This window comes from Glycomyces paridis (assembly GCF_004912155.1).
Lineage (GTDB): Bacteria > Actinomycetota > Actinomycetes > Mycobacteriales > Micromonosporaceae > Glycomyces > Glycomyces paridis.
Genome location: NZ_STGX01000012.1, coordinates 136,403 through 161,230, shown reverse-complemented (window position 1 = coordinate 161,230; position 24,828 = coordinate 136,403). Strand labels below are relative to the sequence as shown.

At 73.1% G+C, this 24,828-nt stretch carries 23 protein-coding genes, 1 tRNA gene and 1 pseudogene; 16 read left to right on the top strand and 9 right to left on the bottom strand.

Features of this window, described 5'->3' with window-relative positions; genetic code table 11:
- Window positions 1-3 precede the first annotated feature (3 nt).
- From E9998_RS16735 to E9998_RS16725, 3 genes are all read right to left on the bottom strand, one after another.
- Window positions 4-79 (bottom strand) — tRNA-Ala (locus E9998_RS16735).
- Between the two features lie 164 nt (window positions 80-243).
- Window positions 244-1,611: an amidase gene (locus tag E9998_RS16730; RefSeq protein ID WP_136530828.1), complete on the bottom strand. Its 1,368-nt coding sequence runs from the start codon at window positions 1,609-1,611 to the stop codon at window positions 244-246.
- A gap of 37 nt (window positions 1,612-1,648) precedes the next feature.
- Entirely contained in the window at window positions 1,649-2,839 is a 1,191-nt protein-coding gene (locus E9998_RS16725) for a cystathionine gamma-synthase (protein WP_136530827.1), read from the bottom strand.
- A 151-nt stretch (window positions 2,840-2,990) separates the two neighbouring features.
- Between E9998_RS16725 and E9998_RS25430 the strand changes: the two genes are divergently transcribed.
- Window positions 2,991-3,254 carry a hypothetical protein gene (locus E9998_RS25430; protein WP_158299846.1) on the top strand — a complete coding sequence of 88 codons (264 nt, stop codon included), beginning with the start codon at window positions 2,991-2,993 and terminating at the stop codon, window positions 3,252-3,254.
- 67 nt (window positions 3,255-3,321) lie between these two features.
- On the opposite strand, the gene E9998_RS16715 is transcribed toward E9998_RS25430, so the two are convergent.
- Entirely contained in the window at window positions 3,322-3,708 is a 387-nt protein-coding gene (locus E9998_RS16715) for a VOC family protein (RefSeq protein ID WP_136530826.1), read from the bottom strand.
- Between the two features lie 65 nt (window positions 3,709-3,773).
- On the opposite strand from E9998_RS16715, the gene msrA reads away from it, so the two are divergent.
- The 7 genes and pseudogenes from msrA (at window position 3,774) to E9998_RS27130 (ending at window position 9,326) form a co-directional block, all read left to right on the top strand.
- Window positions 3,774-4,376, top strand: coding sequence for a peptide-methionine (S)-S-oxide reductase MsrA (gene msrA / locus E9998_RS16710; RefSeq protein ID WP_136530825.1), 603 nt, complete (start codon window positions 3,774-3,776; stop codon window positions 4,374-4,376).
- An 86-nt stretch (window positions 4,377-4,462) separates the two neighbouring features.
- Entirely contained in the window at window positions 4,463-5,077 is a 615-nt protein-coding gene (gene sigK, locus E9998_RS16705; RefSeq protein ID WP_136530824.1) for an ECF RNA polymerase sigma factor SigK, read from the top strand.
- Window positions 5,074-5,805, top strand: a complete 732-nt coding sequence (locus tag E9998_RS16700) for an anti-sigma factor (RefSeq protein ID WP_136530823.1) — start codon at window positions 5,074-5,076, stop codon at window positions 5,803-5,805. Before sigK ends, E9998_RS16700 begins: the two co-directional genes overlap by 4 nt.
- 123 nt (window positions 5,806-5,928) lie before the next feature.
- Complete coding sequence (locus tag E9998_RS16695) at window positions 5,929-7,416, top strand: molybdopterin-dependent oxidoreductase (protein ID WP_136530822.1); 1,488 nt, start codon at window positions 5,929-5,931, stop codon at window positions 7,414-7,416.
- Between the two features lie 44 nt (window positions 7,417-7,460).
- Window positions 7,461-8,093 carry a fasciclin domain-containing protein gene (locus E9998_RS16690; RefSeq protein ID WP_136530821.1) on the top strand — a complete coding sequence of 211 codons (633 nt, stop codon included), beginning with the start codon at window positions 7,461-7,463 and terminating at the stop codon, window positions 8,091-8,093.
- Between the two features lie 55 nt (window positions 8,094-8,148).
- A pseudogene (locus tag E9998_RS27135) lies at window positions 8,149-8,577 on the top strand (deoxyribodipyrimidine photo-lyase); the annotation flags it as partial.
- A 401-nt stretch (window positions 8,578-8,978) separates the two neighbouring features.
- Entirely contained in the window at window positions 8,979-9,326 is a 348-nt protein-coding gene (locus tag E9998_RS27130; protein ID WP_420842448.1) for an FAD-binding domain-containing protein, read from the top strand.
- On the opposite strand, the gene E9998_RS16680 is transcribed toward E9998_RS27130, so the two are convergent.
- The gene (locus E9998_RS16680; protein WP_136530819.1) at window positions 9,299-9,784 is read right to left on the bottom strand and encodes a MarR family winged helix-turn-helix transcriptional regulator; all 486 of its coding nucleotides are present in this window, start codon (window positions 9,782-9,784) and stop codon (window positions 9,299-9,301) included. The two genes, E9998_RS27130 and E9998_RS16680, sit on opposite strands and share 28 nt — an antisense overlap.
- A 109-nt stretch (window positions 9,785-9,893) precedes the next feature.
- On the opposite strand from E9998_RS16680, the gene E9998_RS16675 reads away from it, so the two are divergent.
- The 4 genes from E9998_RS16675 (at window position 9,894) to E9998_RS16655 (ending at window position 17,694) form a co-directional block, all read left to right on the top strand.
- Window positions 9,894-11,990: an MMPL family transporter gene (locus E9998_RS16675; protein WP_136530818.1), complete on the top strand. Its 2,097-nt coding sequence runs from the start codon at window positions 9,894-9,896 to the stop codon at window positions 11,988-11,990.
- Between the two features lie 138 nt (window positions 11,991-12,128).
- Complete coding sequence (locus E9998_RS16670; RefSeq protein ID WP_136530817.1) at window positions 12,129-12,362, top strand: hypothetical protein; 234 nt, start codon at window positions 12,129-12,131, stop codon at window positions 12,360-12,362.
- A 21-nt stretch (window positions 12,363-12,383) separates the two neighbouring features.
- Window positions 12,384-15,491: a helix-turn-helix transcriptional regulator gene (locus tag E9998_RS26800; protein WP_158299845.1), complete on the top strand. Its 3,108-nt coding sequence runs from the start codon at window positions 12,384-12,386 to the stop codon at window positions 15,489-15,491.
- A 673-nt stretch (window positions 15,492-16,164) separates the two neighbouring features.
- On the top strand, window positions 16,165-17,694 hold the full coding sequence (locus E9998_RS16655; RefSeq protein WP_136530816.1) for a multicopper oxidase family protein: 1,530 nt from the start codon (window positions 16,165-16,167) through the stop codon (window positions 17,692-17,694).
- Window positions 17,695-17,735: 41 nt separating this feature from the next.
- On the opposite strand, the gene E9998_RS16650 is transcribed toward E9998_RS16655, so the two are convergent.
- The 4 genes from E9998_RS16650 to larB form a co-directional block, all read right to left on the bottom strand.
- The gene (locus E9998_RS16650; protein ID WP_136530815.1) at window positions 17,736-18,581 is read right to left on the bottom strand and encodes a cellulose binding domain-containing protein; all 846 of its coding nucleotides are present in this window, start codon (window positions 18,579-18,581) and stop codon (window positions 17,736-17,738) included.
- Window positions 18,582-18,776: 195 nt separating this feature from the next.
- A complete protein-coding gene (locus E9998_RS16645; protein WP_136530814.1) occupies window positions 18,777-19,151 on the bottom strand; it encodes a PH domain-containing protein in 375 nt (124 codons plus the stop codon).
- Window positions 19,148-20,656: a nickel pincer cofactor biosynthesis protein LarC gene (gene larC, locus E9998_RS16640; RefSeq protein ID WP_204745487.1), complete on the bottom strand. Its 1,509-nt coding sequence runs from the start codon at window positions 20,654-20,656 to the stop codon at window positions 19,148-19,150. Before larC ends, E9998_RS16645 begins: the two co-directional genes overlap by 4 nt.
- Before the next feature lie 29 nt (window positions 20,657-20,685).
- Window positions 20,686-21,471: a nickel pincer cofactor biosynthesis protein LarB gene (gene larB / locus E9998_RS16635; RefSeq protein ID WP_136530813.1), complete on the bottom strand. Its 786-nt coding sequence runs from the start codon at window positions 21,469-21,471 to the stop codon at window positions 20,686-20,688.
- A 110-nt stretch (window positions 21,472-21,581) separates the two neighbouring features.
- Here larB and E9998_RS16630 point away from each other — a divergent pair, with 110 nt between their 5' ends.
- From E9998_RS16630 to E9998_RS16615, 4 genes are all read left to right on the top strand, one after another.
- Window positions 21,582-22,313 carry a glycerophosphodiester phosphodiesterase gene (locus E9998_RS16630; RefSeq protein ID WP_158299844.1) on the top strand — a complete coding sequence of 244 codons (732 nt, stop codon included), beginning with the start codon at window positions 21,582-21,584 and terminating at the stop codon, window positions 22,311-22,313.
- Between the two features lie 116 nt (window positions 22,314-22,429).
- Window positions 22,430-22,831 (top strand): ATP-binding protein, encoded by a 402-nt coding sequence (locus tag E9998_RS16625; protein WP_136530812.1) that lies wholly within the window; start codon window positions 22,430-22,432, stop codon window positions 22,829-22,831.
- Between the two features lie 249 nt (window positions 22,832-23,080).
- Window positions 23,081-24,403, top strand: a complete 1,323-nt coding sequence (locus E9998_RS16620; RefSeq protein ID WP_158299843.1) for a glycosyltransferase family 87 protein — start codon at window positions 23,081-23,083, stop codon at window positions 24,401-24,403.
- Between the two features lie 169 nt (window positions 24,404-24,572).
- Window positions 24,573-24,827 carry a TFIIB-type zinc ribbon-containing protein gene (locus E9998_RS16615; RefSeq protein WP_136530810.1) on the top strand — a complete coding sequence of 85 codons (255 nt, stop codon included), beginning with the start codon at window positions 24,573-24,575 and terminating at the stop codon, window positions 24,825-24,827.
- Window position 24,828: the final 1 nt, after the last annotated feature.

Sequence of the window (24,828 nt, the reverse complement as noted above, 5' to 3'; positions counted from 1 at the left end):
TCGTGGTGGAGCTTAGGGGATTCGAACCCCTGACCTTTTCCATGCCATGGAAACGCGCTACCAACTGCGCCAAAGCCCCTTGATTGGTGTTCCTAAGGTCGTAGACCTTGGAACCCGCACTAGTTTACACAGGGGCGGGCGGGGGTGGTGCGGAGGGGCTGGAGATGGGGGTCACGTGGGTGAGCTGGGAGAACGGGCGGGGATGGGTGCGGCCCCCCGCGTGCGGTGCGGGGGGCCGGGTGGTCAGTCCCAGCTGAGGCCGGGGGCGTAGCGGCGGGGGCGGAGTTTGGCGATGAGTTGGGCGGCGACGTCGAAGAGGCGGCCGGTGGAGCCGGGGGGGCCGACGAGTTGGACGGTGGCGGGGGCGCCGTCGGAGCGCATGCCGACGGGGACGACGAGGGCGGGGAGGCCGGTGAGGCCGAAGGGGGCCGTGAAGGCGGCCGAGCCGGCGAGGTGGGTGACGTTGGAGCGCAGGGTCTCCGTCGACCACTCCTTGGCCGCGGGCGGCGGGCCGGGGAGGCCGGGGGTGATGAGGAGGTCGAAGTCCTCCAGGTCGAACCAGTCCTCGACGTGGCGGCGGACGCGGTTGCCGTCGCCGAGGACGCCGCCGAAGAGGCCGCGCAGGTAGGTGCGTTCGCCCACGGCCGCAAGGCGTTTGGTGCGGCGTTGGAGGCCGTCGGGGCCGCATTTGAGGCTGCGGAGGTACGCCGCGCAGGTCCACGCGCCCGAGGAGGCGGGGGTGAGGCGGGCGCCGAATCGGGGTTTGGAGCGGAAGGTGTCGTGGCCGAGGTCGGTGAGGGCGCGGACGGCTTTGAGCAGCCACTTCGTGGCGTCCTCGTCGACGCGGGCGGGGAGCGGGGCGACGTTCGTCGCGGCGATGCGCAGGCGGCCGGGGTCGCCGGTCCCGCGGGGGGCACGGTGCGTCAGGGCCGCGTAGGCGAGCGCGGCGTCCTCGACGGTGGTCGCCATGACGCCGACGCTGCCGCCGAGCCAGTGCTCGGGGTCGATCGTGATGTCGGCGGGGACGTGCTCGGGGCTGAAGGCGATGATGCCGCAGGCCGCGGCCGCGGTGCGGACGCCGCCGGCCGAGCCGGGGCCGTCGGGGCCGATGCCGATCGGGGCGGCGCCGGTCGCCACGGCGAGCGCGGTGCCGCCGGAGGGCCCGCCGACGCCGCGGTCGGGGCGCCAGGGGTTCGCCGGGACGTTCCCGTCGTCGTCGGTGGCCGGCCACAGTCCGAGCTCGGAGGAGCGGCCGAAGGCCACGACCACGGCGCCGGCGCCCCTGATGCGCTGCACCGCCTGGTGGTCGGTGTCGGCGATCGGCAGGACGGCGGCGTTGGAGCCGAGGCGGGGCGCGTGCCCGGTGACCGGGAGCTGCTCGCACACGGCCACGGGCACGCCCGCGGCCGGGAGGGAGTCGCGGTTGTCGATGTCGTCGACGGCGGCGGCCTCGGCCAGCGACTCGATCTTGCGGACGCCGGTGAGCGCGCCCTCGGTCTCGCGGTGGTCCTCGATGCGTTGAAGGTGGTGGTCGACGACGAATGCGGCGTCGGCGTCGCCGCGCCGGACCGCCTTGGCTATCTGCTGCGCAGTGGTTCCCGACCAGCTCACGGCTCGTCCTTTCTCGCAGGGGGACTAAGGGTGTCGGCTAACCGAGGGCCTGGCGCAGGTCCGCCAGGAGGTCGTCGGCGTCCTCGATGCCGACCGAGAGCCGCACGAGGTCGGCGGGGACTTCGAGGACGGAGCCGGCGGTGGAGGCGTGGGTCATGCGGCCGGGGTGCTCGATGAGCGACTCGACGCCGCCGAGGGACTCGCCGAGGGTGAACACCTCGGTGCGGGCGCACAGGTCGACGGCGGCCTGCTCGCCGTCCTTGTGGCGGAAGGAGACCATGCCGCCGTAGCGCTTCATCTGCTTGCCGGCGACGTCGTGCCCGGGGTGCGTGGACAGGCCCGGGTAGCGGACCTCGGCGACCTTGCCGTGCCCGGCGAGGAACTCGGCGACGAGTTCGGCGTTGTCGCAGTGGCGGTCCATGCGGACTCCGAGGGTCTTGACGCCGCGGAGGGTGAGGAAGGCGTCGAAGGGGCCGGCGACGGCGCCCATCGAGTTGTGGTGGAAGGCGAGCGCGTCGGCGATGGCGGCGTCGGCGGCCACGACCGCGCCGCCGACCACGTCGGAGTGCCCGCCGACGTACTTGGTGGTCGAGTGGACGACGACGTCGGCGCCGAGGGCGAGCGGGCGCTGGAGGTACGGGCTCGCGAAGGTGTTGTCCACGACCACGATCGCGCCGTTCTTGTGCGCGAGGTCGGCGAGCTGCTCGATGTCGGCGATGTTCAGCAACGGGTTGGTGGGCGTCTCGATCCACAGCATCTTCGTGCCGCCGCTCATGACGGCGGCGACGGCGGCGAGGTCGGTGATCGGGGCGGGCGTGTACCGCACTCCCCAACGGGCGGCGACCTTGTCGAAGAGGCGGTAGGTGCCGCCGTAGGCGTCGTCGGGGATGACGACGTGGTCGCCGGGGGCCAGGAGCGCGCGGAGGATCGTGTCCTCGGCGGCGAGCCCGGAGGCGAACGCGAAACCGCGGGTGCCGCCTTCGAGGGTGGCCAGGCAGGTCTCCAGGGCGGTGCGGGTCGGGTTGCCCGACCGCGAGTACTCGTAGCCGCCGCGCAGTCCCCCGACACCGTCCTGCTTGTACGTGGAGGTGGCGTAGATCGGCGGAACGACCGCTCCCGTAAGGGGATCGGGCTCCTGCCCGGCGTGGACGGCGAGGGTGGAGAACCCGTGAGCCCTCCCGTCTCCCGTTGCCGCCCGTGCCGGAGTGAACCCTGTGCCTTCATGCATGGCTCCTACGCTAACCGACGCGAGTGCCCCAGCCGTCGGATAGGCACGCTATCGTGCAGACAACACCGCCCCGGTCGCACCGCGCACCCCGCGGTCCCGGGCGGTCGGCGCCGACGGCACCGGACGCACCAACGACAGGAGGAGACGCCCCATGGGCTTCGAAGAAGTGCACAGGATGGACATCACCGGCGACGGCAAGGACGAGACCGTCGGCGTGCGCCGCAACGAGGACGGCTCGGTCGAGTACCACGTGGACCTCGACGACGACGGCGTCGCCGACATGCTCGCGGTGGACAAGGACGGCGACGGGGTCATCGACCACGTGCTGCTCGACAACGACGGCGACGGCAAGTACGACGAAGCGGTCGTCGACCTCGACGGCGACGGGCAGCTCGACGCCGCGGCCGAGAAGTAGGCCGACCGGACCTTCGATCCGCGGGCGTCCCTGAACGGGGCGCCCGCGGTCGCGTTCAGGCCCTCGCTCAGGCCTTGGTGCGCTCGGCCTCGGAGCGTTCGACGCAGAACTCGTTGCCCTCGGGGTCGAGCATCGTGACCCAGCCCGAGCCGTCCGGCTTGCGGTGGTCCTCGAAGACCGTGGCGCCGAGTGCGAGGAGGCGCTCGACCTCCTCGTCGCGGGTGGTGTCGGGGGAGAGGTCGAGGTGCAGGCGGTTCTTGACCGCCTTCCCTTCGGGGACGTTGATGAAGAGGAGCCCGGGGCGCTCGCCGCCGGGGCCGATGAAGTTCTCCTCGTCCTCGGGCCCGTTCGGGTAGTCGGGGTGCTCGGTGAAGCCGGTGACCGCCGACCAGAACAGGGAGAGCGCGTAGCCGTCCCGGGCGTCGAAGGTGACCTGGTTGATCGTGGATGCCATGCGCACACGCTAGCGCCCCGGCCCGATCGGTGGCGATCGTTATTCACGCGTGACAGACTTGTCGGATGACCATCACGCATCCGATCCTCCACCACCCCATCGAAGGCTCCCCCGGTCCCGGCGCGCAGATCGCGTACTTCGGCATGGGCTGCTTCTGGGGCGCCGAGCGGCTGTTCTGGCGGGTGCCGGGCGTGTGGACGACCTCAGTGGGCTACATGGGCGGCAGCACCGAGCGGCCCTCCTACGAGGCGGTGTGCACGGGCGGGACCGGTCACGCCGAAGTCGTCCGGGTCGTCTACGAACCCGAGAAGGTCGGCTACGACCAGCTGCTCAAGGTGTTCTGGGAGAACCACGACCCGACGCAGGGGATGCGGCAGGGCAACGACGTCGGCACCCAGTACCGGTCGGTGATCTACACGACCACGCCCGAGCAGCAGGAGGCCGCCGAGACGAGCAAGGCCGTGTTCGAGCCGGTGGTGCGCGCGGCCGGGCTCGGCCCGATCACGACCGCGATCCTCCCCGCGGGCGTGTACTGGCTCGCCGAGGACTACCACCAGCAGTACCTGCACCACAATCCGAACGGCTACTGCAACCACGGACCGAACGGGCTGAGTTGCCCGGTCGGTGTCGTCAGGGCCCAGACCGAGGTCGAGCCGCCCCGGGTCTGACCCGCCGCGGAAAAACTCGCCGCGCCGACCCATCCGTCCCCCCGGCGGCTTCGAACACAAGGCGACCACCAGTGGGGAGCGTGACGATGTTCGACAGAGGCGCCGAGGCCGGGCGGCGGCACGAGCCGCAGCGCCTGGCCGCAGTCCCGGAGGCGGAGGCGACGCCGGAGTCGCTGCTGCACCGCACCGCGCTCGGCGACGAGGAGGCCTTCGCGGCGCTGTACGACCGGACCGCCCCGCGCGTCTACGGGCTGTGCGTGCGGGTCCTCCGCGATCCCGCGCAGGCTGAGGAGGTCGCCCAGGAGGTCCTCGTCGAGGTCTGGCGCACCGCCACACGTTTCGACGAGCGTCGCGGTTCGGCGAACGCGTGGATCACCACGATCGCGCACCGCCGCGCGGTCGACCGGGTCCGGTCGGCGCAGGCCGCGGGCGACCGCGAGCGGCGCGCCGCCGCGGGGGCCGCCGAGACCGCGTACGACTCGGTCGCCGAGGCCGCCGCGAACCGCCTGGAGCACCGCCAGGTGCGCCGGTGCCTGCAGACCCTCACCGAGCTCCAGCGGCAGGCCGTGGCCCTCGCCTACTACGGCGGACACACGTACCGGCAGGTCGCGACCCTGCTGGAGACGGCGGTCCCCACCGTCAAGACCCGCATCCGCGACGGCCTCATCAAGCTGCGCGACTGCCTGGAGGTGGCCCGATGAACGACGTCCACACCCTCATCGGCGCCTGGGCGCTCGACGCCGTCGACGCCGACGAGCGCCTCCGGGTCGAACGCCACCTGGCCGAGTGCGAGTCCTGTGCGCAGGAGGCCGCCGAGCTGCGCGAGGCGGTCTCGCGGCTGGCCGACGTGACGCTCACCGAGCCGCCGCCGCGCCTGCGCGACGCCGTGCTCGCCGAGGTCCGCCGCACCCGCCAGGAGGCCCCGGCCGAACCCGCGCCGCAGGCCCGCGGGTCCGTGCGCCGCTCCCGCGCCGGCGGCCACCGCCGCCTGCGCCTGGCGCTCGGGGCCGCCGTGCTCGCCGTGGCCGCCGCGTTCGCGGGGGTCGCCGTCACCTGGTCGGTGATGCGCGGCGCCGAGACCGGGCCGGAGTCGGAGCTGGCGGCGGTCCTCGAAGCGCCGGACGCCGAGGTCGGCTCGCAGGCCGCCGACGGCGGCGGGCGGGTCACCGTGGTCTCCTCGGCCGCGCTGGACCGGGCGGTCGTGGTCGTCTCGGGTCTCGCCGAGGTCGCCGACGACCGCTCCTACCAGGTCTGGCTGGTGGACGAGGCCGGGCAGGTCTCGGCCGGGGTCATGGACGCGGGCGACTCCTCGGCGACGATGCTCGTGGACGGTCTCGGCGACACGCAGGTTATCGGCGTCACGAACGAGCCCGCGGGCGGCTCGGAGGTCCCGACGCTGCCGATGGTCGCGGACGTCGGCATCGCCTGACCGCGAGACGAACCGGGCCGGGGCCGAGCTCCGGCCCGGTCTTTCATGCCCGTCTGAGAAAAAGATCCTGAAAAAGTTCGGGGACGGACCCATCCGCAGGCCGACCGGCCCCGAATGACGGGCATGAAGGCGACACTGACCGCAGCCCTGGCCGGGATCGCGTGCGCCGCCGTCGCACTCGCGACGGCGCAGCTCGCGGCCGCCGCCGTGGCCCCCGGGAGCGCGCCGGTCCTCGCGATCGGCGCGGCCGTCGTCGACGCGACGCCCGAGCCGCTCAAGGACTTCGCCATCCGCACCCTCGGCGAGAACGACAAGCTCGTGCTCCTCGCGGGGATCGGCCTCGTGCTCCTGCTCGCCTCGGCGCTGACCGGCGTCCTGGCGCGGCGCCGCATCGCCGTCGGGTACGCCGTCCTCGCCCTCCTCGGCGGGGCGGGTGCGGCAGCCGCCCTCACCCGTCCCGCCGCCGGCGCCTCGTGGGCGGTCCCCTCCCTGATCGGCGCCGCCTGCGGCGCCCTCACGCTCGCGCTGCTCATGCGCAAGGCCGCCGAGGCCCCCGTGCCCGGGCGCGCCGTGGACCGGCGCGGGGTCCTCATCGCCCTGGCGGGGGCCGGGCTGGCGGGGGCGGCCGGGTGGCGCTTGAGCGGGACCTCGGACGTCGAGTCCGCCCGCGAAGCCGTCCGGCTGCCCGCGCCGGCCTCGACCGGCCCCGCCGGGATCGGCCTCGACGTCCCCGGGATCACCCCGTACCTGACGCCGAACGCCGACTTCTACCGCGTCGACACCGCCTTGGTCCTGCCGCGCGTCGTCCCCGAGGACTACCGCCTGCGGATCGGCGGGCGCGTCGCGAACGAACTCGAATTCACGTACCCGGACCTCCTCGACCGCGACCTGGTCGAACGCGAGTTCACCCTCTCCTGCGTCTCCAACGAGGTCGGCGGCGTCCTCGCCGGGAACGCCCGCTGGCTCGGCGTGCCGCTCGCCGAACTCCTCGCCGAGGCGGAGCCCGAGCCCGGCGCCGACCAGGTCGTCTCCCGCTCGGCCGACGGCTGGACCGCCGGGACCCCCACCGCCGTGTGCACGGACGGGCGCGACGCGCTCGTGGCCGTCGGCATGAACGGCGAGCCGCTCCCGCTCAAGCACGGCTTCCCGGTGCGCATGGTCGTCCCCGGCCTGTACGGCTACGTCTCGGCGACGAAGTGGCTGGTCGAGATCGAACTCTCCTCCTTCGCCGACTTCGACGCGTACTGGGTCCGCCGCGGCTGGGCCGCCGAGGCCCCGATCAAGACGTTCTCGCGCATCGACACCCCCAAGCCGCTCAAGACGATCGCGGCCGGGACCACCGCCGTCGCGGGCGTGGCCTGGGCGCAGCACCGAGGCATCGAACTCGTCCAGGTCCGCGTGGACGAAGGCGAGTGGAACGAGGCCGAACTCGCACCCGTGATCGGCGACGACACGTGGCGGCAGTGGCAGTGGGCGTGGGAGGCCGAACCCGGCCGCCACAAGCTCGAAGTCCGCGCCGCCGACACCGAGGATCTCCAGACCGAGGAGCGGCAGCCGCCGTTCCCCGACGGCGCGACCGGGTGGCACTCGGTCGTCGTCACCGCCGAATGAGAACCGGGGCGAGCGCCCCGACCACCTAGAGAAAGGCAAGAACGATGAGCAATCGACTCCTGACACGCACCGGGGCCCTCGTGGCGGCAGCCGGGTTCGCGTTCGTCCTCACCGCCTGCGGCTCGGACGACGGCGACGCGGACTCCCAGGACACCACCTCCAACGAGGAGGCCACGACCGAGGAATCGGCCCCCGAGGACGACATGGCGATGGCCGAGTTCGGCGCCGCCTGTTCGGCCGTGCCGGCCGACGGCGAGGGCTCCTTCACGGGCATGGCCGACGACCCGGTCGCCACCGCCGCGAGCAACAACCCCGTACTGTCCACGCTGGTCACGGCCGTCACCGAGGCGGACCTGGTCGACACGCTCAACTCCGCGGAGAACATCACCGTGTTCGCCCCGACGGACGACGCGTTCGCGAAGATCCCCGAGGCCGACCTCCAGGCGGTGCTGGCCGACAAGGACACGCTGACGAGCGTCCTCACCTACCACGTGGTGGGCGAGCGGCTCGCGCCCGAGGACCTCGCCGGTGAGCACGCGACGCTCCAGGGCGAGAACCTCGACGTCGAGGGCTCGGGCGAGTCCTTCACCGTCAACGGTGAGGCCGCCGTGGTCTGCGGCAACGTCCAGACCGCGAACGCCACGGTGTACATCATCGACACGGTCCTCATGCCGTAGCCGATACGCTGCCGGGGCCGTCCTCACAGGACGGCCCCGTCGACTTGGAGCTCCCATGACCGGCACCGCCGTCCTGCTGTTCACCGCCGACCTGCGCGTCCACGACAACCCGGCGCTCGCCGCGGTCGCGGACGCCCCGGTCGCCCCGCTCTATGTGGACGACCCGGGGCGGCGCACGAACCCGAACCGCCGCCGCTTCACGCTCGACGCCGTCGAGGACCTGCGCGACTCCCTCCGGGCGCTCGGCGCCGACCTCGTGGTCCGCCGAGGCGACACGGTCGCGCAGGTCATGGACGTGCTGGCCGCGACCGGGGCGACCGGTGTGGTGTGCGCCGACGACGTCGGGCGCTTCGAGACCGACCTCCGCAGGCGCCTCGCCGAGGCCTGCCGCGCCGCCTCAGTGTCGTTCACTCTGACGCACGGGCCCTCCGTCCTCGACCCCGGGCGGGTCCTGCCCAGCGGCGGCGGCGACCACTACAAGGTCTTCACCCCCTACTGGCGGGCCTGGTCACAGGCCCGGTGGCGCGAGGAGGCGCCCGAACCGGCGCGCCTGCGCACCCCCGACCTGCCCCGCAGCGACCGCCTCGACGCCGAGCCCACCGCCGCGGACCTGCCGCGCGGCGGCGAACGGGCGGCACTCGCCCGCCTCGACGAGTGGGACCCGGACGGCTACGGCACTGACAGAGACGACCTCGCCGCCGACCGGACCTCGCGGCTCAGCGCCCACCTCGCGGCCGGGTGCCTCTCGGCCCGCTCGCTCGCCGCCGACCCGCGCGTCCCCGAGGCCGCCGTCCGGCAGCTGTGCTGGAGGGACTTCCACCGCCAGGTCCTGGCCGCCTTCCCCGCCCTGGTCGACACCGCCTACCGGCGCGGCGCCGCCGACGAATGGGACACCGCGCCTGCGGCCCTGGAGGCCTGGCGCCTGGCCGCACCGGGATCGGCATCGTGGACGCGGGGATGCGCCGGCTCGCCGCCGAAGGCTGGATGCACAACCGCGCCCGCCTCATCTGCGCCGGATACCTCACCCGCACGCTCGGCCTCGACTGGCGCGAGGGCGCCGAGCACTTCGCGCGCCACCTCGTCGACCTCGACGAGGCGAACAACTGGGGCAACTGGCAGTGGACGGCGGGGACCGGCAGCGACACCCGGCCGAACCGCGGCTTCAACCACGAACGCCAGGCCGCCCGCTTCGACCCCGACGGCGCCTACCGCCGCCGCTGGGGCGCGTCGTGACCGCCGACCCGCTTCATCGCGGCCGTGCTGACCTCCAGGAACCGGGCCACGACCGCCCGCTCCTCGGCGCTGAAACCGGCCCAGGACTCGGCGAACTCCCTGGCGAGCGGCCGGAACAGGTGCCGGTTCGCCTCCACCGCGGCGGCGGGCACCTCCAGGGCCACGCGGCGGCGGTCGCCCGCCGGGCGGGTGCGCTCGACGTGCCCGAGCGCTTCGAGCCGGTCGATGAGCGCGGTCGTCGCCGAAGGGCTCAGGCCCAGTTCCTTGGCGAGCGTCGAGGGCGAGAGCGCCCGGCCGACGCGGGCGGCGTCGAGGATGAGGCTGAGGGCGTTGACGTCGGTGCGGTGGAGGCCGTGCTCGGCGCCGAACCGCTCGGCGTACCGGTCCGACTCGACGGTGAGGGTCTGGAGCAGCCTGGTGAGATCGAGGTCGGAGTGCCCTTCGGTGTCGCCGGTCATAGGCGTCGTCCTCTCTCCGGGTTCGGGGCCGGCACCCAGTTTACTATTTCGACCATCGAAATATCCATCGATGGAACCAATGGACACCTGGACGCAAGGAGACCCGACCATGGCCCCCGAACGACCGCCCCGCGCGACACCGCGACTGCGCTGGCTCCTCCCCGCACTCCTCGCACTCGCCTGGCTCGCCCTCGGCTCCCTCGCCGGGCCCTTCGCCGGGAAGCTCAGCGAAGTCGCCTCCAACGACGGCTCCGCGTTCCTGCCCTCCACCGCCGAGTCCACCGAGGTCGGCGAACTCAAGCACGCGTTCTCCGACACCGACGCCTCCGTCGCGATCGTCGTCGCCGAACGCCCCGGCGGCCTTGAGGAGGCCGACTTCGTCTACCTCGCCGCCGCGGGGCAGGAACTCGCGGCCCTGCCGTTCAACGCCGGCCCCGACCCCGCGCCGATCCCCTCCACCGAGACCGCACCCGAAGCGGCGCAGATGATCCTCCTCATCGACGCCGGCACCGACGAGTCCGACGCCGTCGCCGAGGTCCGCTCCGTCCTCGACCAGGACCGCCCCGAAGGCCTCGACGTCCTCGTCACCGGCCAGGCCGCCCTCGGCGCCGACCTCGGCGAGGCCTTCGCCGGCGTCGACGGCCTGCTCCTGCTCGTCGCCGCCGCCGTCGTCGCCGTGATCCTCGCCCTCGTCTACCGCTCCCCGCTCCTACCGGTCATGGTCCTGCTCTCCTGCGGTTTCGCCCTCGCCGTCGCCAGCGCCGCCGTCTACTGGCTCGCCGACGCGGGCGTGGTCGACCTCAACGGCCAGAGCCAGGGCATCCTGTCGATCCTCGTGTTCGGCGCCGCCACCGACTACGCGCTGCTGCTGGTGGCGCGCTTCAGAGAAGAGCTCGACGGCGACACCGACCGCTTCACCGCGGTCCGCCGCGCCCTGCGCGCGACGATCGAGCCGATCGCGGCCTCCGCGGGGACCGTGATCCTCGGCGTCCTGTGCCTGCTGTTCAGCCAGCTGGAGTCCAACCGCGGCCTCGGCCCGGTGACGGCGATCGGCATCGGCGCCTCGTTCCTCGCCGCGGTGACGTTCCTGCCGGCGCTGCTGGCGATCTTCGGGCGGGCCGCGTTCTGGCCGCGCCGCATCGCGAAGTCCGGCCCGCGCAAGGCCTCGAAACTGTGGTCCGGCGTGGCCGTGCTCGTCTCGCGCCGCCCCCGCCTCGTGTGGATGACGACGGCCGCGGGCCTGGTCATCGCCGCCTCGTTCATGTTGCAGCTCAAGGCCGACGGCACCACCCAGACCGACGTGTTCCTGACCGACGTGGACTCGGTGGCGGGCCAGGAGGTCCTCGCCGAGCACTTCGCGGCCGGCTCGGGCGCCCCCGCCGTCGTCATCGCGAACGCCGACTCGGCGGACGCCGTCCTCGCGGCCTCCGAAGTCGACGGGGTCGCCTCCGCGACCGTCGCGCAGACCGAGGCCGGCGAAGTCCGCGTCGAGGACGGCCTGGTCATGATCGAAGCGGTCCTCGACGACGCGCCGGACTCCGACGCCGCCATGGACACCATCGAGCGCCTCCGCGAATCGGTGCACGCCGTGGACGGCGCGGACGCGCTCGTCGGCGGGCCCACCGCGATCCAGCTCGACACGCTCACGACCTCCGAAAGGGACCGTACGGTCATCATCCCGATCGTGCTGGCCGTGATCCTCCTGGTGCTCATGCTGCTCCTGCGGTCCATCCTGGCCCCGCTGCTGCTCACCGCCACCGTCGTGCTCTCCTTCGGTGCCACGATGGGCGTCTCGGCGCTCGTCTTCAACCACGTCTTCGGCTTCCCCGGCGCCGACCCCACGGTGGTGCTGTTCGGGTTCGTCTTCCTGGTGGCCTTGGGGATCGACTACAACATCTTCCTCATGACCCGCGTCCGCGAGGAGTCGGGGCGCCTGGGGACCAGGGCCGGGACGCTCCGCGGCCTCGTCGCCACCGGCGGGGTCATCACCTCGGCCGGCGTCGTGCTCGCGACCACGTTCTCCGCGCTCGCGGTCCTGCCGATCCTGTTCCTGGCGCAGATCGCCTTCGTGGTGGCCTTCGGGGTCCTGCTCGACACCGTCATCGTGCGGTCGCTGCTGGTCCCGGCCCTCACGTTCGACATCGGCCGCGCCGTCTGGTGGCCCTCGCGGCTGTCGCGCCGAGTAAGGCCGGGCCGCCCGGAGTAAGGGATTCTGAGGGGATCGGGCGCGGAACTAAGGCGGGTAAGGGCCCGTTCGACGCGGACTGCCGATGCGCCCCGCCCCGTCTCAGCCGGAGCATTGGTGTCAGGCCGGAGCCACCGGCCGCGACACGAAGGAAACGCGATGAACGAGTTCGACTTCCACTACATGCACCACGCCCGGTCCGAGGAGCTGCTGCGCGACGCCGAGAACGAGCGTCTCGCCCGCAGCCTCCTCAAGGCCGCCAAGGACACCCGCCGCGGCGCAGGGCGCGTCCGCCACGACGGCGTCGCCCGCCGCGTCGCCCGCGCCCTCGGGCGCGGCGAGGCGGGCCGCGGCGGGAGCGGCCGGCGAAATGAACAAGCCACTGCGTCATAAGGCCATGTCATGATTGCTGACATGCCGCGCCTAGGTTCCGACCTTCCCCTCTTCGCCCGCGACGCCGAGCTCGACACGCTCCGCGAGGCGCTCGCCGCCGCGAGGCGGGGCCGCCCCGCCACGGTGCTCGTCTCCGGCGACGCGGGCGTGGGGAAGACCAGGCTGCTCCACGAGTTCAACGGCAGTGTCGGTGACGGTGCCCGCACCGTCACCGGCCACTGCCTCGACACCGCCGACTCCGCCCTGCCGTACCTGCCCTTCGCCGAGATCATCGGCTCCCTCGCCCGCGACAGCCCCGACCTCGTCGCCGCCCACCCCGGACTCGGGCCGCTCCTGCCCGGCCACCCCACCCCCGCCGAAGGCGACCTCGGGCGCCTGGGCCTCTTCGAAGCCGTCCACGCCGCGCTCGCCGACCTGGCCGCCGCCGCGCCGCTCGTCCTCACGCTCGAAGACCTCCACTGGGCCGACCGCTCCAGCCGCGACCTCCTCGCCTTCCTCACCTCGCGCCTCACGGGGCAGCGCCTGCTCATCCTCGGCTCCTACCGGGCCGACGCGATCCACCGCGGCCACCCCCTGCGCCCCCTCCTCGCCGAACTGGTGCGCCTGCCCGCCGTGCAGCGCCTCCAGCTCGACCCGTTCGACCCCCAGCACGCCGCCGACTTCGTGCGCGAGCTCAACGGCGGGCTCGACGAGGCCACCGTCGCCAAGATCGCCGCCGCCTCGGAGGGCAACGCGTTCCTCGCCGAGGAGCTGGCCGCCGCCGAGACCCACACGGTCACCTTCGAACTCGCCGAGGTGCTCCTGGCCCGACTCGAACGCCTCCCCGAGGCCGCGAAGCAGGTCGTGCAGCTCGCCTCCGTCATGGGCCGCCGCTTCACCTACCGGCGCCTCAACGCCGCCGCCTGGAGCCTGCTCGACGAGACCGGCCTGCGCCACGAGCGCGAGCTCGACGAGGCCCTCAGGGCCGCGATCTCGCACGGCATCATCGTGCAGAAGAGCGCCGACACGTACGCCTTCCGCCACGCCCTGCTCGGTGAGGCCGTCTACTCCGATCTCCTTCCGGGCGAACGGGTCCGCTACCACCAGAAGATCGCCGAGTCCCTCGCCGACGACCACGGCAAGGGCGCCGAGGCCGAACTCGCCCACCACGCGAACGAGTCCGGGGACCTGCCCTGCGCGCTGTCGGCCTCGGTGCGCGCCGCCGACGAGGCCTCCGAACTCGCCGCCCCCGCCGAGACGCTGCTCCACCTCGAACGCGCCCTGACGCTCTTCGGCCGCGTCCCGCCCGAGCGCCGACCTGAGGGCCTCACCGAGCTGGCGTTGACGGGCCGCGCCGCCGCGAACGCCGACGCCGCGGGCGAGGTCAAACGCGCCCAGTCGTATTCGGCGGCGGCCGTGCGCCTCGCCGACGCCTCCGGCGACCGCCTCCAGGGCGCCTCGACCCGCCGCAAGTACGCCAAGCACCTGCTCACCATCGAGGGGAACGAACCGGAGGCCCTCAAGGTCGCCTGGGAGGCTTGGGAACTGGTCAAGGACGACGAGCCGCACGCGGTCAAGGCCTGGGCGCAGGCCGTCGTCGCCCGCGCCTGCTCCTCCAGCCGCCGGTACGAGGACGCGAAGCTGTGGGCGCGGCGGGCCATCGCGACGGCCGACGCGGTCACCGGCGACCCGAAGCAGGGCCACTACGGCGCGAAGGCCGACGCCATCCTCACCGACAGCATCGCCGAGTTCCGCCAGGGCGGGCAGACCCCCGAGCAGGCCATCGCCCGCCACGCCGAGGCGCTCGAACTCGTGCGCGGGCGCGGCTGGCACGAGGTCGAACTGCGGGCCCTGTTCAACAACGGCCTGGTCCTGGTCGAGGCCTCCCGCCTCGCCGAGGCGCTCGTGCACTTCGACCGCGGCAGGGAGCGGTCGCGCTGCACCGGCGACAAGTGGAGCGCCTTCGGTCTGGAGATCGCGGTGCGCCAGGTGATCTGCAACTACATGCTCGGGCGCTGGGACAAGGGGGACTTCGACGGCGACATGGCCTCCAGCGTCCTGCCCGGCGTCGTCCTCACCCGCCTCGCCGCCGCGGTGCTCCTCGTCGACGTCGCCCGGGGCCGCTTCGAGGTCGCGGAGCGGCGGCTCGACTACCTCGCCGACCGCTGGCAGCTCGACGGCCAGGTCCTGTCGCTCGCGTCGCTGTGCGGCGCCGAGCTCGACCGGTGGCGGGGCCGCCCGGCCGACGCGCTGCGCCGGGTCGAGCAGGCCACGGAGTGGATGACCCGCAAGCACGGCTACTACCTTGCGGGCCTGTCTGTCTGCGCCGCCGGGATCGGCGCCGCGGCCGACATCGCCCAGCAGGCGCGCCTCGACGGCGACGCGTCCGCCGCCGAGGAGGCGGTGGCCGCGGGCAAGCGACTGGCCGAACGCGCGCGGTTCTTCCTCGCGCACGGCCAGCCCCTGTCGGGCACGCTCGGCCCCGAGGGCCGGGCCTGGGTGGCACAGGTCGACGCCGAGGAGTCCCGCCTCGAAGGGGTCGGCGACGCCCGACTGTGGCGCGCGACGGCGGCCGCGTTCGACTACCGCACCGCCGAGGAGCTGACCCGGGTCGAGAAGGCCCGCACGGAGCCGCTCATGGTCCTCGACGAGCGCGAACGGCTCGACCTGGCCCTCCACGACCCGTTCGCCTCCGAGACCCTGGCGCTCCTGGAAGCCTCGGCCGACGCCCCGCCGGCCCAGGACTGGGCCGAGCCCTACCGCCAGGCGTACGCCCAATGGCGCCTCGCTGAAGCCCTGCTGGCCGAGACCGGCCACGAGGCCCGCACCGAGGCGGCCGCGATCCTGACCGAGGCGAAGTCCACCGCCCTCCGGCTCGGCGCCGAACCGCTCTACGAGGCGCTTTGCGCCCTGGCCGAACGCGCCCGCCTCGACACCCCGGTCCCGACCGCGACCCCGTTGACCCCGAGGGAACTCAGCGTCCTGCGCCTGGTCGCCAAGGGCCTCACGAACCGCCAGGTCGGCGCCGAACTGTACATCTCCGAGAAGACCGTCAGCGTCCACCTCTCAAGGGCCACCGCCAAACTCGGCGCCGTCGGCCGAACCGCGGCGGTCAACGCCGCCCACCTGCGCGGCTACCTGACCGAATAGCCAAGCCGCGCAACGAGAACGGCCGAACCGGCTGCGACCGGTCCGAACGGCCGCGTGACGATCAGTGCCGCCCGCTTGCGTGGTCGCTTGACCGTGAGACGCAGTCGCGCAACGGCAATGACCGAAGTGTTCGTGACCGGTGCGGTCGGCCGGTCCGTGACGGTCAATGCCGCCCACTCGCGTGGTTGCCGACTTTGAAGCGCAGCCGCGCAACGAGGCGTGCGGCCACAGCCGGGCTCGGTCGACCGCGCCGATGGCGCGTGTCGCTGAGTCCTACCCGTCGCCGCGGAGCGGTTGGCGCGACCGGCCCGATCGTCCGGTGGAGTGGGCGTCCGGGCCACTGAGGGTCGTCGGCGATGGCGCCTCGGAGAGGGACCGCCCTGCCGGGTGGTGCCCGTCCCGCCTGCCGCTCGTGTGTCGTTGCGCTGGAGGTCACACCGCCCGCGCCGCCTCCCGATGTATCGGTGGGTGTCGATCGGCGCGGGCGGCTCGTGGCCGTCGCGTTCCAGTCCTAGGGCTCTGAGCTGCGGTCGGGTCGGGTCGTCTGCCGTGTGCGGTCGGCGAGACCGCTACCCGGGGTTGACCCCGGACCCCCGTGTAGTCCCGAGGTGGTACGCCGATTGCCTTCCTGCGCCTGATGTACCGGCCCGGCCCCCGCACGACGATTGCAACCATGAAGCGGCGTAAAGCACTCAAGTGGACCCTCATCGGCGTAGGCGGCGGCGTCGGCACGCTCGTGCTCGGCAGCGCGGGGTTCCTCGGCTACTCCTGGTACGACTCGAAGCTGGTCACCACCGGCAAGGTCGACTTCGACAACCCCCTCGCCATCCCCCCGCTCGCCGAGTCGACCGAGGACGCCTCCGGCGCTCGGGTCTTCGACCTGGAGATCCAGTCGGGCACCACGGCCCTCAAAGACGGCGCCGAGACCGAGACCTGGGGGATCAACGGCGCCTTCCTCGGCCCGACCATCCGTGCCAAGCGCGGCGAGGAGGTCGCCTTCGCGGTCCGCAACAGTCTCGACGAGGGCACCTCGATCCACTGGCACGGCATGCACCTGCCCGCGGTCATGGACGGCGGCCCCCACCAGGAGGTCGCGCCCGGCGGCGACTGGGCCCCGCAGTGGACCGTCGACCAGCCCGCCGCGACCCTCTGGTACCACCCGCACCCCCACGGCCGCACCGCGAAGCACGTCTACCGGGGCCTCGCCGGGATGTTCATCGTCGACGACGACACCTCCGAAGGACTCCCCCTGCCCTCCGAGTACGGCGTGGACGACCTGCCGATGATCGTGCAGGACCGCAAGTTCAACGGCGACAACCAGTTCGACGACCAGGGCGCGTTCATGAGCATGCAGGGCTTCCTCGGCGACGAGATCACCGTCAACGGGACGCTCGGCCCCTACTTCGACGTGAGCACCCGTCTGGTGCGGCTGCGCCTGCTCAACGGCTCCCTCTCGCGCCTGTACAACTTTGGGTTCAGCGACGGCCGCGCGTTCTCGCTGGTCGCCACCGACGGCGGCCTGCTCCCCGAGTCCTGGGAGACCGACAGCCTCCAGCTCTCACCGGGCGAGCGCGCCGAGATCGTGGTGGCCTTCGAGCCCGGCGAGACCGTGGTGCTCCGCTCGCTCCCGGCCGACGAGGGCTACTCCGGCCCGCTCGGCCGCTTCAACGGCGCGGACGACGAGCTCGACCTCTGCGAGTTCAGGGCCGCCGCGACCCTCGCCGACGAGACCGCGGTCCCCGAGTCGATGGGCACCGCCCCCGACCTGGCTGACGCCGAGGTCGCCGAGGAGCGCTCGTTCAAGCTCGCGGGCTTCAGCCAGATCAACGGTGAGTCGATGGACCCGCAGCGCATCGACTTCGGCGTCCGGGAAGGCACCGTGGAGGTCTGGGAGGTCATGAACAACGACGGCTTCATGCACAACTTCCACGTCCACGACGTCCAGTTCCAGGTCCTCGCGGTCGACGGCGGGGAGCCGCCCGAGCGCCTGCGCGGCTGGAAGGACACGGTGCAGCTCGTCCCGCAGCGCGAGTACCGCCTCGCGATGCGCTTCGAGGACTACACCGACCCGAACCTGCCGTACATGTACCACTGCCACATCCTCGCCCACGAGGACGCGGGCATGATGGGCCAGTTCGTGGTCCTCGGCGAGGGCGAGGAGATCGGGCAGGTCCCCGTCACCGACTCCGCGCACGCGCACTGACGGACCCTATAGGATATATCCTATAGGGTCCGCCCGCCGGGTCATGCCCGGTCGCAGGGCCTGCCGTTGCCGTAGACCTCGACGAGGGGCGGCGGGGACGCGGAGCCGGTGGCGACGAATCCCATCCAGGCGGTGCCGCCGACCGGGATGGGAGCGCCCCATTCGGGGTTGGCGGCCTCGACCACGTCCCCGAGCTGGGACCACCGGGCGTTCCAGAGCGACTGGATCTGCTGGCCCCCGGGGAAGGTGATCACCACGTGCCAGGTCGTCAGCGGTTCGACCAGTGCCGTGATCCCCACCTGGCCGGTGAAGCCGTTGGTCCAGGCGTTGGTGATCGCGAAGGTGAACTCGCAGTAGGGCGGCTGCGCGCCGTCGCTGTAGATCGTGGTGGTGTCGCCGCAGCGGCCCGACCAGGTCGAGCCGTCGGCGCGCCGCTCCTGGCAGACCGCGACGTCGAGCCGTTCGGCGGCGCCCTCGGTGGTGAACTCGAAGGCGAACTCGGCGGAGGGGTCGCCCATGTCGATGGGCACGATGTGCTCGCCGACCTGGACGCCGTCGTCGAACAGGGTGAACTCGACCTGGCGGTCCGCCGGGACCACCGGCAGGCAGGGCATCGGCTCGGCGGGGTCGGCGCCGGGCACGGCGATGCTGGTATGGCCCGTGATCGCGACCCGGTAGTCCTCGATGCCCTGGTGGGTGGCCGCCCATAGGGCCTGGCCGTTGGTGCCGAAGTAGGTGCAGCCGTCTTCGCCCAGGTCGAAGGCGGTGAAGGGGATCGGCGGGGGGTCGGGGTGGTCGGCGGCCGCGGTGCCGGTGGCGCCGACCGCGACGAGGAGGCCGGCGGTCGCGGCCAGGCCGATGCGGAGGAGGTGGGAGAGGCGTCTCATCTGCGTCCAATCGAGGGGGTTGCCGGCGGCGACGGCGAGAGGGCCTTCGGCCCGACCTCGCCAATCGATACCTATAAATATCCCAAGTCGACGGACGCGCGGTCAACCCCGGACGGACGTGAGGACTCCGGCGCGGCACCGGAGGATCACCTGACGCCGGGGCGCGGGCGCCGATGCGCCCGCGCCGGTCGTCCGCTAGAGCGAGTGGGCGGCGATGTGCTTGGCGATGGCGGGCAGGTCCACGTTCTCCTTGAACTCGAACCGGACCCGGCCGAGGCCGCTGAACCACAGGTCCAGTTCGCCGTCGTTGTCGAACAGGCCGTCGGTCTCGATCGAGTAGGCCTGGATCCGGTTGTAGGGCAGGGAGGTGTAGTCCTTCTTGCGGCCGGTGACGCCTTGGACGTTCACGGCGATGACGCGCTTGTCGGTGAAGACCACGAAGTCGCGCACGCCCTCGAAGGCGAGCACGACGGACTCGCCGTCGACGAGCAGGGGCTGGACCTCGTCGCGGAAGCCGGGGTCGTCGGTCAGCTTGAGCTTGAAAAGCGAGCCATTCTCAAAATCGATCATGCGGGCAGGATATCGGTCCGCCTCCACCGCCGCGGTACCGCTAACCGCTGATACCGTTCGGCCGCAAGCGCAGTGGCCTGCGCTATCACCACTTTGACCGGTCGGCCCAAGGCCGCGGCGGCACCGGCCGCGTCCTCGTACTCCACCGAGGCGTTCACGACCTCGCCGCCGTCGAGCGCGACCTTCACCCCGATCGCGTGCCCGTCCACCACGACCTGCTCGAAGCGCCGCTCCAGCGCGTACTTCTCGATCCCGTACGAGCGCATGCCGATCGTCGTGGTGTGCCTGACCAGCGCCGCCCGCACGGCCGCGACCGCCTCGGCCCGGCACAGCACGTGCACCGTGTGCGCCGGGCGGCCCTTCTTCATGAGGATCGGCGTCAACCACGCGTCCGAAGCCCCCGCTTCAAGCAACGCCGCCAGAGCCGAAGGCCACAGGCGCGGATCGAGGTCGTCCACATTGGTCTCGATCACGACCGGGCCCGCCGGGTTCGACCCGGAGTCCTTTCCGATCGCCTGCGGCGCAGGGCCATGCGGTTCCGCGGCCCCGCCGTAGTGGTGCGCCTTCCCGGCGGGCGGCGCCTGCGGCGCCGCGTGATCGTGCCGCTGGTGGGGCCGATGAGCGGCATCGGACCGGGCATCATCTCTGTGGTCGTGGTCGTGGTCGTGGTCGTGGTCGTGGTCGTGGTCGTGGTCGTGACCGAGATGCCGCTCGTCTCCGGAACCACGGCCCGCTCCCGAGCCGTGCGAGCCCGCCGCCGCCGCACCGCCATGCGAATGCGACCTGCGCACCGGCCCCGCCACCTCCCGCCCGATGACGAGCCGCAGCAGGTTCGCCCGCTCCTGCGGGTCGCGCCCGCCCGCGCCCACCCCGACGCGCTCCACCACCATCTCCGGCAGCGGCCCGAAGTCCGAAGCCGCAGCGGCGATGATCGCCGCCCCGGTCGGCGTGCACGCCTCATACGGCACCGCGCCGACCACCGGCGCCTGCGCGTCGGCCAGCACCCGCAGCACCGCCGGAGCGGGCAAAGGGATCGACCCGTGCGAACTGCGCGTGGAACCGCCCCCCACCGTCACCGTCGAAGCCGTCAGCCGCGAGACGCCCAGCGACGCCAGACCCGCCGCCGCCCCCACGATGTCCGCGATCGAGTCGAGCGCGCCGACCTCGTGGAAGTGCACCTCCTCCACGTCGATCCCGTGCGCGGCCGCCTCCGCCGCCGCCAGACGCGCGAACGCGTCCACCGCGATCGCCCGCACCGGCTCGTCGAGCCCCGCCCCTTCGAGCATCGCCCGGATCGACGCCCAGCGCCGGTCCGTCGCGACCTCCGGCACCACCACGTCGACCTTCGTCCCCGCCAGCCCGTGCCGCACCGCCCGCTCGGCCCGCAGCACCACCGGCTCGGCGCCCAGCGCGTCCACCGCCGCCTGCATGAGCGACAACTCAACGCCCGCGTCGACCAGCGCCCCCAGGAACATGTCCCCGCTCGCGCCCGCCGAGCAGTCCAACCACGCGACCCTCACCGCCGCACCCCCGCTCACAGGCCCGGCTTCACGCCGAGGATGCGGACCGCGGCCATCGCCGCGCCGAACCCGTTGTCGATGTTCACCACGCTCACCCCCGGCGAACAGGAGTTCAGCATCGTCAGCAGCGGCGCCAGGCCCCCGAACGCCGCCCCGTAGCCCACCGAGGTCGGCACCGCCACCACCGGCGCGCTCACCAGACCCGCGACCACACTCGGCAGCGCGCCGTCCATGCCCGCGACCACGACCACGCACGCCGCCTCCCGCAACCGGTCGACCCGGTCGAGCAGCCGGTGCAGCCCCGCCACGCCCACGTCGGCGACCAGGCGCACCTCCACGCCGTTCGCGCGCGCCACGAACTCCGCCTCCCGCGCCACCGGCAGATCCGAAGTCCCCGCGCACACGACCGCGAGCGGCCCCACCTCCGCCGGAGGAAAGTCCCCGACCGCGCACACACCGGCCTCCACCAGCACCGCGTCCCCGAACGCCCCGCGCACCGCCGACTCGCAGGCCGCATCGCAGCGCGTCGCCAGCGCCACCCGCCCCGGCTGCGCCTCCCGCAGCGCACGTAGCGCCCCGACCACCTGCTCAGGGGTCTTCCCGGCCGCGTACACGGCCTCGGCCGCACCCGTCCGCTCCGGGCGACCCGTGTCGATCTTCGCCCAGCCCAAGTCCCGGTAGGTCGCACCCGCGACACCGCCGACCCGGACGTCACCGCCCCCGACCTCCTGGCCCGCCGCACCCTGACCGCGACCGGCATCGCCGTCCCCTGGAGCCGTCGAACGGCGTTCATCCTGCACGCCCCCATCCTCCCTCCGGCCCCTCGCCCGCCGCCACCCGAACCGCACCCGTCCCAGCGGCAGGGAGCGCCCCCGCCGCCCCGGCCGCCCGCTCCGACTATCGTCAAGGAGTGCCGCTACCGCTGATAGCCGCCCACCGCGGCGCGAACGAGTTCCTCCCGGAGCACTCCCTCGCCGCCTTCCGGCAGGCCATCGTCGAAGGCGCCGACGCGTTCGAGTTCGACCTGCGGCTCACCGCAGACGGGCACCTCGTCCTCCACCACGACCGCACCGTCAAACGCACCGCGGGCGCCAAAGGCGCCGTCTCCGACCTCACCCTCGCCGAACTGCGCGAACTCAACTTCGCCTACCGCCACCCCGACTGCGCCGGCAACCCCGAGGCCGAGCGCATCCCGACCCTCGAAGACCTGTTCGGCCTCGTCACCGACTCCGGCAAGGACGTCAAGCTCCTCATCGAGGCCAAGCACCCCTCCAAGTTCGGGCCGCGCCTCGAACTGCGCCTGTGGGAGACCCTCCGGCGCTGGCCCGGCCTCGACGTGACCGTGATGTCCTTCTCACGCGCGGCCCTGAAGACCTGGCGGGGGCTCGACGCCGACACGCCGCTGGTGTGGATCTTCGAGTACCCGTTCCGCCGCCCGCCCGAGGGCGTCCAGATCCTCAGCTCCCGCGTCGACTACGTCGAGTCGACTCCCGATTTCGTCGAACGCAGCCACGAGGCCGGCTACCAGGTGTACACGTGGACCGTCAACGACGCCGAGACGGCGCGGCGCATGGCCGCGCTGGGCGTCGACCTCGTCTTCACCGACCGCCCCGCCGCGATCCGCGGGACCCTCGCGGGCTGAAGCGGCGTGCCGCAAGACGGACTCGGGGTCCGCCCGTAATGCTGGCGTCATGGCGCGGCAACAGGTAGGTTGCTGTATAGCCTCCGCCCGGCACCGAGGGAAGGAAGGGGACCGCCATGCCCGCTGCGATACCGGCACCAGAGCGGCTGCGCGTCCCCCACCAGTCGGGGGCGCCCGGCCAAGTGCGCCGATGGCTCCGCGACGCCCTCCCCGACCTCCCCGACGAAGCGCGCGACGACCTCCTCGTGTGCGCGACCGAGCTCGTCTCCAACGCCGTCCGCCACGCCCGCCCGCTGCCGGGCGGCGACCTGTGCGTCGCGTACACGCTTGGCCCAGGCGACGTCGAGGTCCGCGTGCTCGACGGCGGCTCGCGGACCCACCCGCACGTGTGCGCCGTCAACCTCGACTCCGCCCACGGCCGCGGCATGTTCATCGTCTCCAAGCTCTCGACCGACTGGGGCGCCCGTACCCTCGGCGACGGCAGCCAGGAAGTCTGGGCCCGCATCCCCGTGCGCTGACCGAGGCGGTGCCTTCCGCCTTCAGGCGCTGCCGACCGTGCCGCCCCGCCGCCCCCGCAACGATCCCGTTCGGCGGTTTCGCTCGATCGCGCCACCGACCTTCGACCCGCCCGCCTCACCGAACCGTAAGGCCGCCGTTCCTGTCGGACCCCCGTGTCACCCTCGATGCAAGGGGCCCGGCGAACCGGCTCCCGCGGCACCCGTTCCCGCCCTCAGGCGGTGCGAGACGTGCCGCCGTACGCTGTTCCGGTGTCCAACCGTCCGCTCGTCATCGACCTCGTCTTCTACGGCGCGGCGGCGCTCTTCGCGGGCGCCACCGCACTGTGGACCACCCTCGACCCGCACGCGCAGTGGGGCGCCGTCGCCTTCGGCGGGTACCTCCCGGCGGCCGTGTGCGTCGCCGTCCTCCTCACCCAGCCGGGCTCGCAGTGGCGCCTGCGCGCGCTCGTGACCGCCGGGGCCGCCGTTGCCGTCACTGCGATCCCGTTGGTCGCCATGGCGATCGAGCGCGCCGGCGGCGCCACCGACCGAGCCCAGGAGGAGGTGCTCGTCGTCGAGGCCTCCGGCGAGCGGCTCCTGGAGACCGCGAGCCCCTACCTGCACGCCGACGCGATCGCGGCCCTGCCCGAGCCGCTCCTCGGCTACAACCCGTACCAGCCGGGCATGGCCCTCTTCGGCGTGCCCGCCGCGCTGTTCGGCCAGCACTGGTGGACCGACGCCCGCCTGTACTTCCTCCTCGCCGCCGCGGCCTGCGCGGTCGCGGCCGCGCGGCTCCTGCGCGGCTCGGACGCGCGGCTCCTGCGCGGCTCGGACGCGCACAGCGCCGGGAAGGGCCCGCTGCTGCGCGCCTTCCAGGCGACGTTCGTCTTCCCGGTGTGCGCCTTGACGTTCGCGACCGGCGGCGACGACATGCCCGTCGTGGCCCTCATGGTGCTCGCCCTGGCCTTCGCCCACCGCGAGCGGCCGCTGGCGGCGGGCCTCGCGATCGGCGCGGCGGCGTCGCTCAAGCTGTTCGCGTGGCCGGTGGCCGTGGTCCTCGCGTTCCTGCTGTGGAGGAGAAGCGGCCTGAGGCGCTACGCCGCCGGGTTCGCGCTGCCGGTGGCGGTGACGATGCTGCCGGTCCTCGCGATCGACGCGCGCGGCTTCTTCGACAACGTGATCGCCTTCGGCCTCGGCCACGGCGTGGTCGAGTCCCCGGCGCAGTCGCCGCTGCCGGGGCACCTGGTCGCCGAGTACGTCCCCGGCGGGGGCGTCCTCGCCCCGGTCCTGCTCGGCGCGGCGGCGATCGCGATCGCGGTGCTGCTGTGGCGGCGCCCGCCGGTGACGGAGGCGTCGGCGGCCCTGTGGTGCGCCGCGGGCCTGTCGGCCGCGTTCCTGCTCATGCCCTCGACCCGCTTCGGGTACCTGCTGTACCCGGTCGTGCTGCTCGGCTGGTGGCTTCCGCTGCGCGACGCGGTCGCGGGCACCGCGACGAGCGCCCTGTTCGCCGGGCCGGTCGCCGGCGAGGCCGTGGACGAACTGGAGGACGAGACCGGCCCCGGCCCCTCGCTCGCCGTCGAATGGTGGCGCTGAGGCGAAACCGGGACCAAGGGCCGCTGCGGTGCCGCGCCCGCCAGGCCGCTTTGAGGGTCCCGAAGCCGTTCCCGCCCGGGGTGACTCTGGCCCGCGCCCGCGAGTCCGCGGTGAGGGGGCCTCGCAACCGGAACCGCAAGGGGCGCCGGTCGAGTGTACGGTGACGGGCATGCAACTCACGTGCCCCAAGTGCGCTGCCGTCATGCGCCAGTACGAGCGCAACGGGATCGTCGTCGACCAGTGCTCGGCCTGCCGCGCCGTCCTCCTGGACCGCGGGGAGCTGGAGCACCTCATCGACACGGAGAAGTGGGTCAACGGCATCCAGGACAACGCGCCCGCCGGGCCGATGCCGGCCTTCGCGAACGAGCCCACCCGCGAGGTCCGCGAACGGCGGACCCTCCTCCAGATCCTCTTCGGCGACTAGC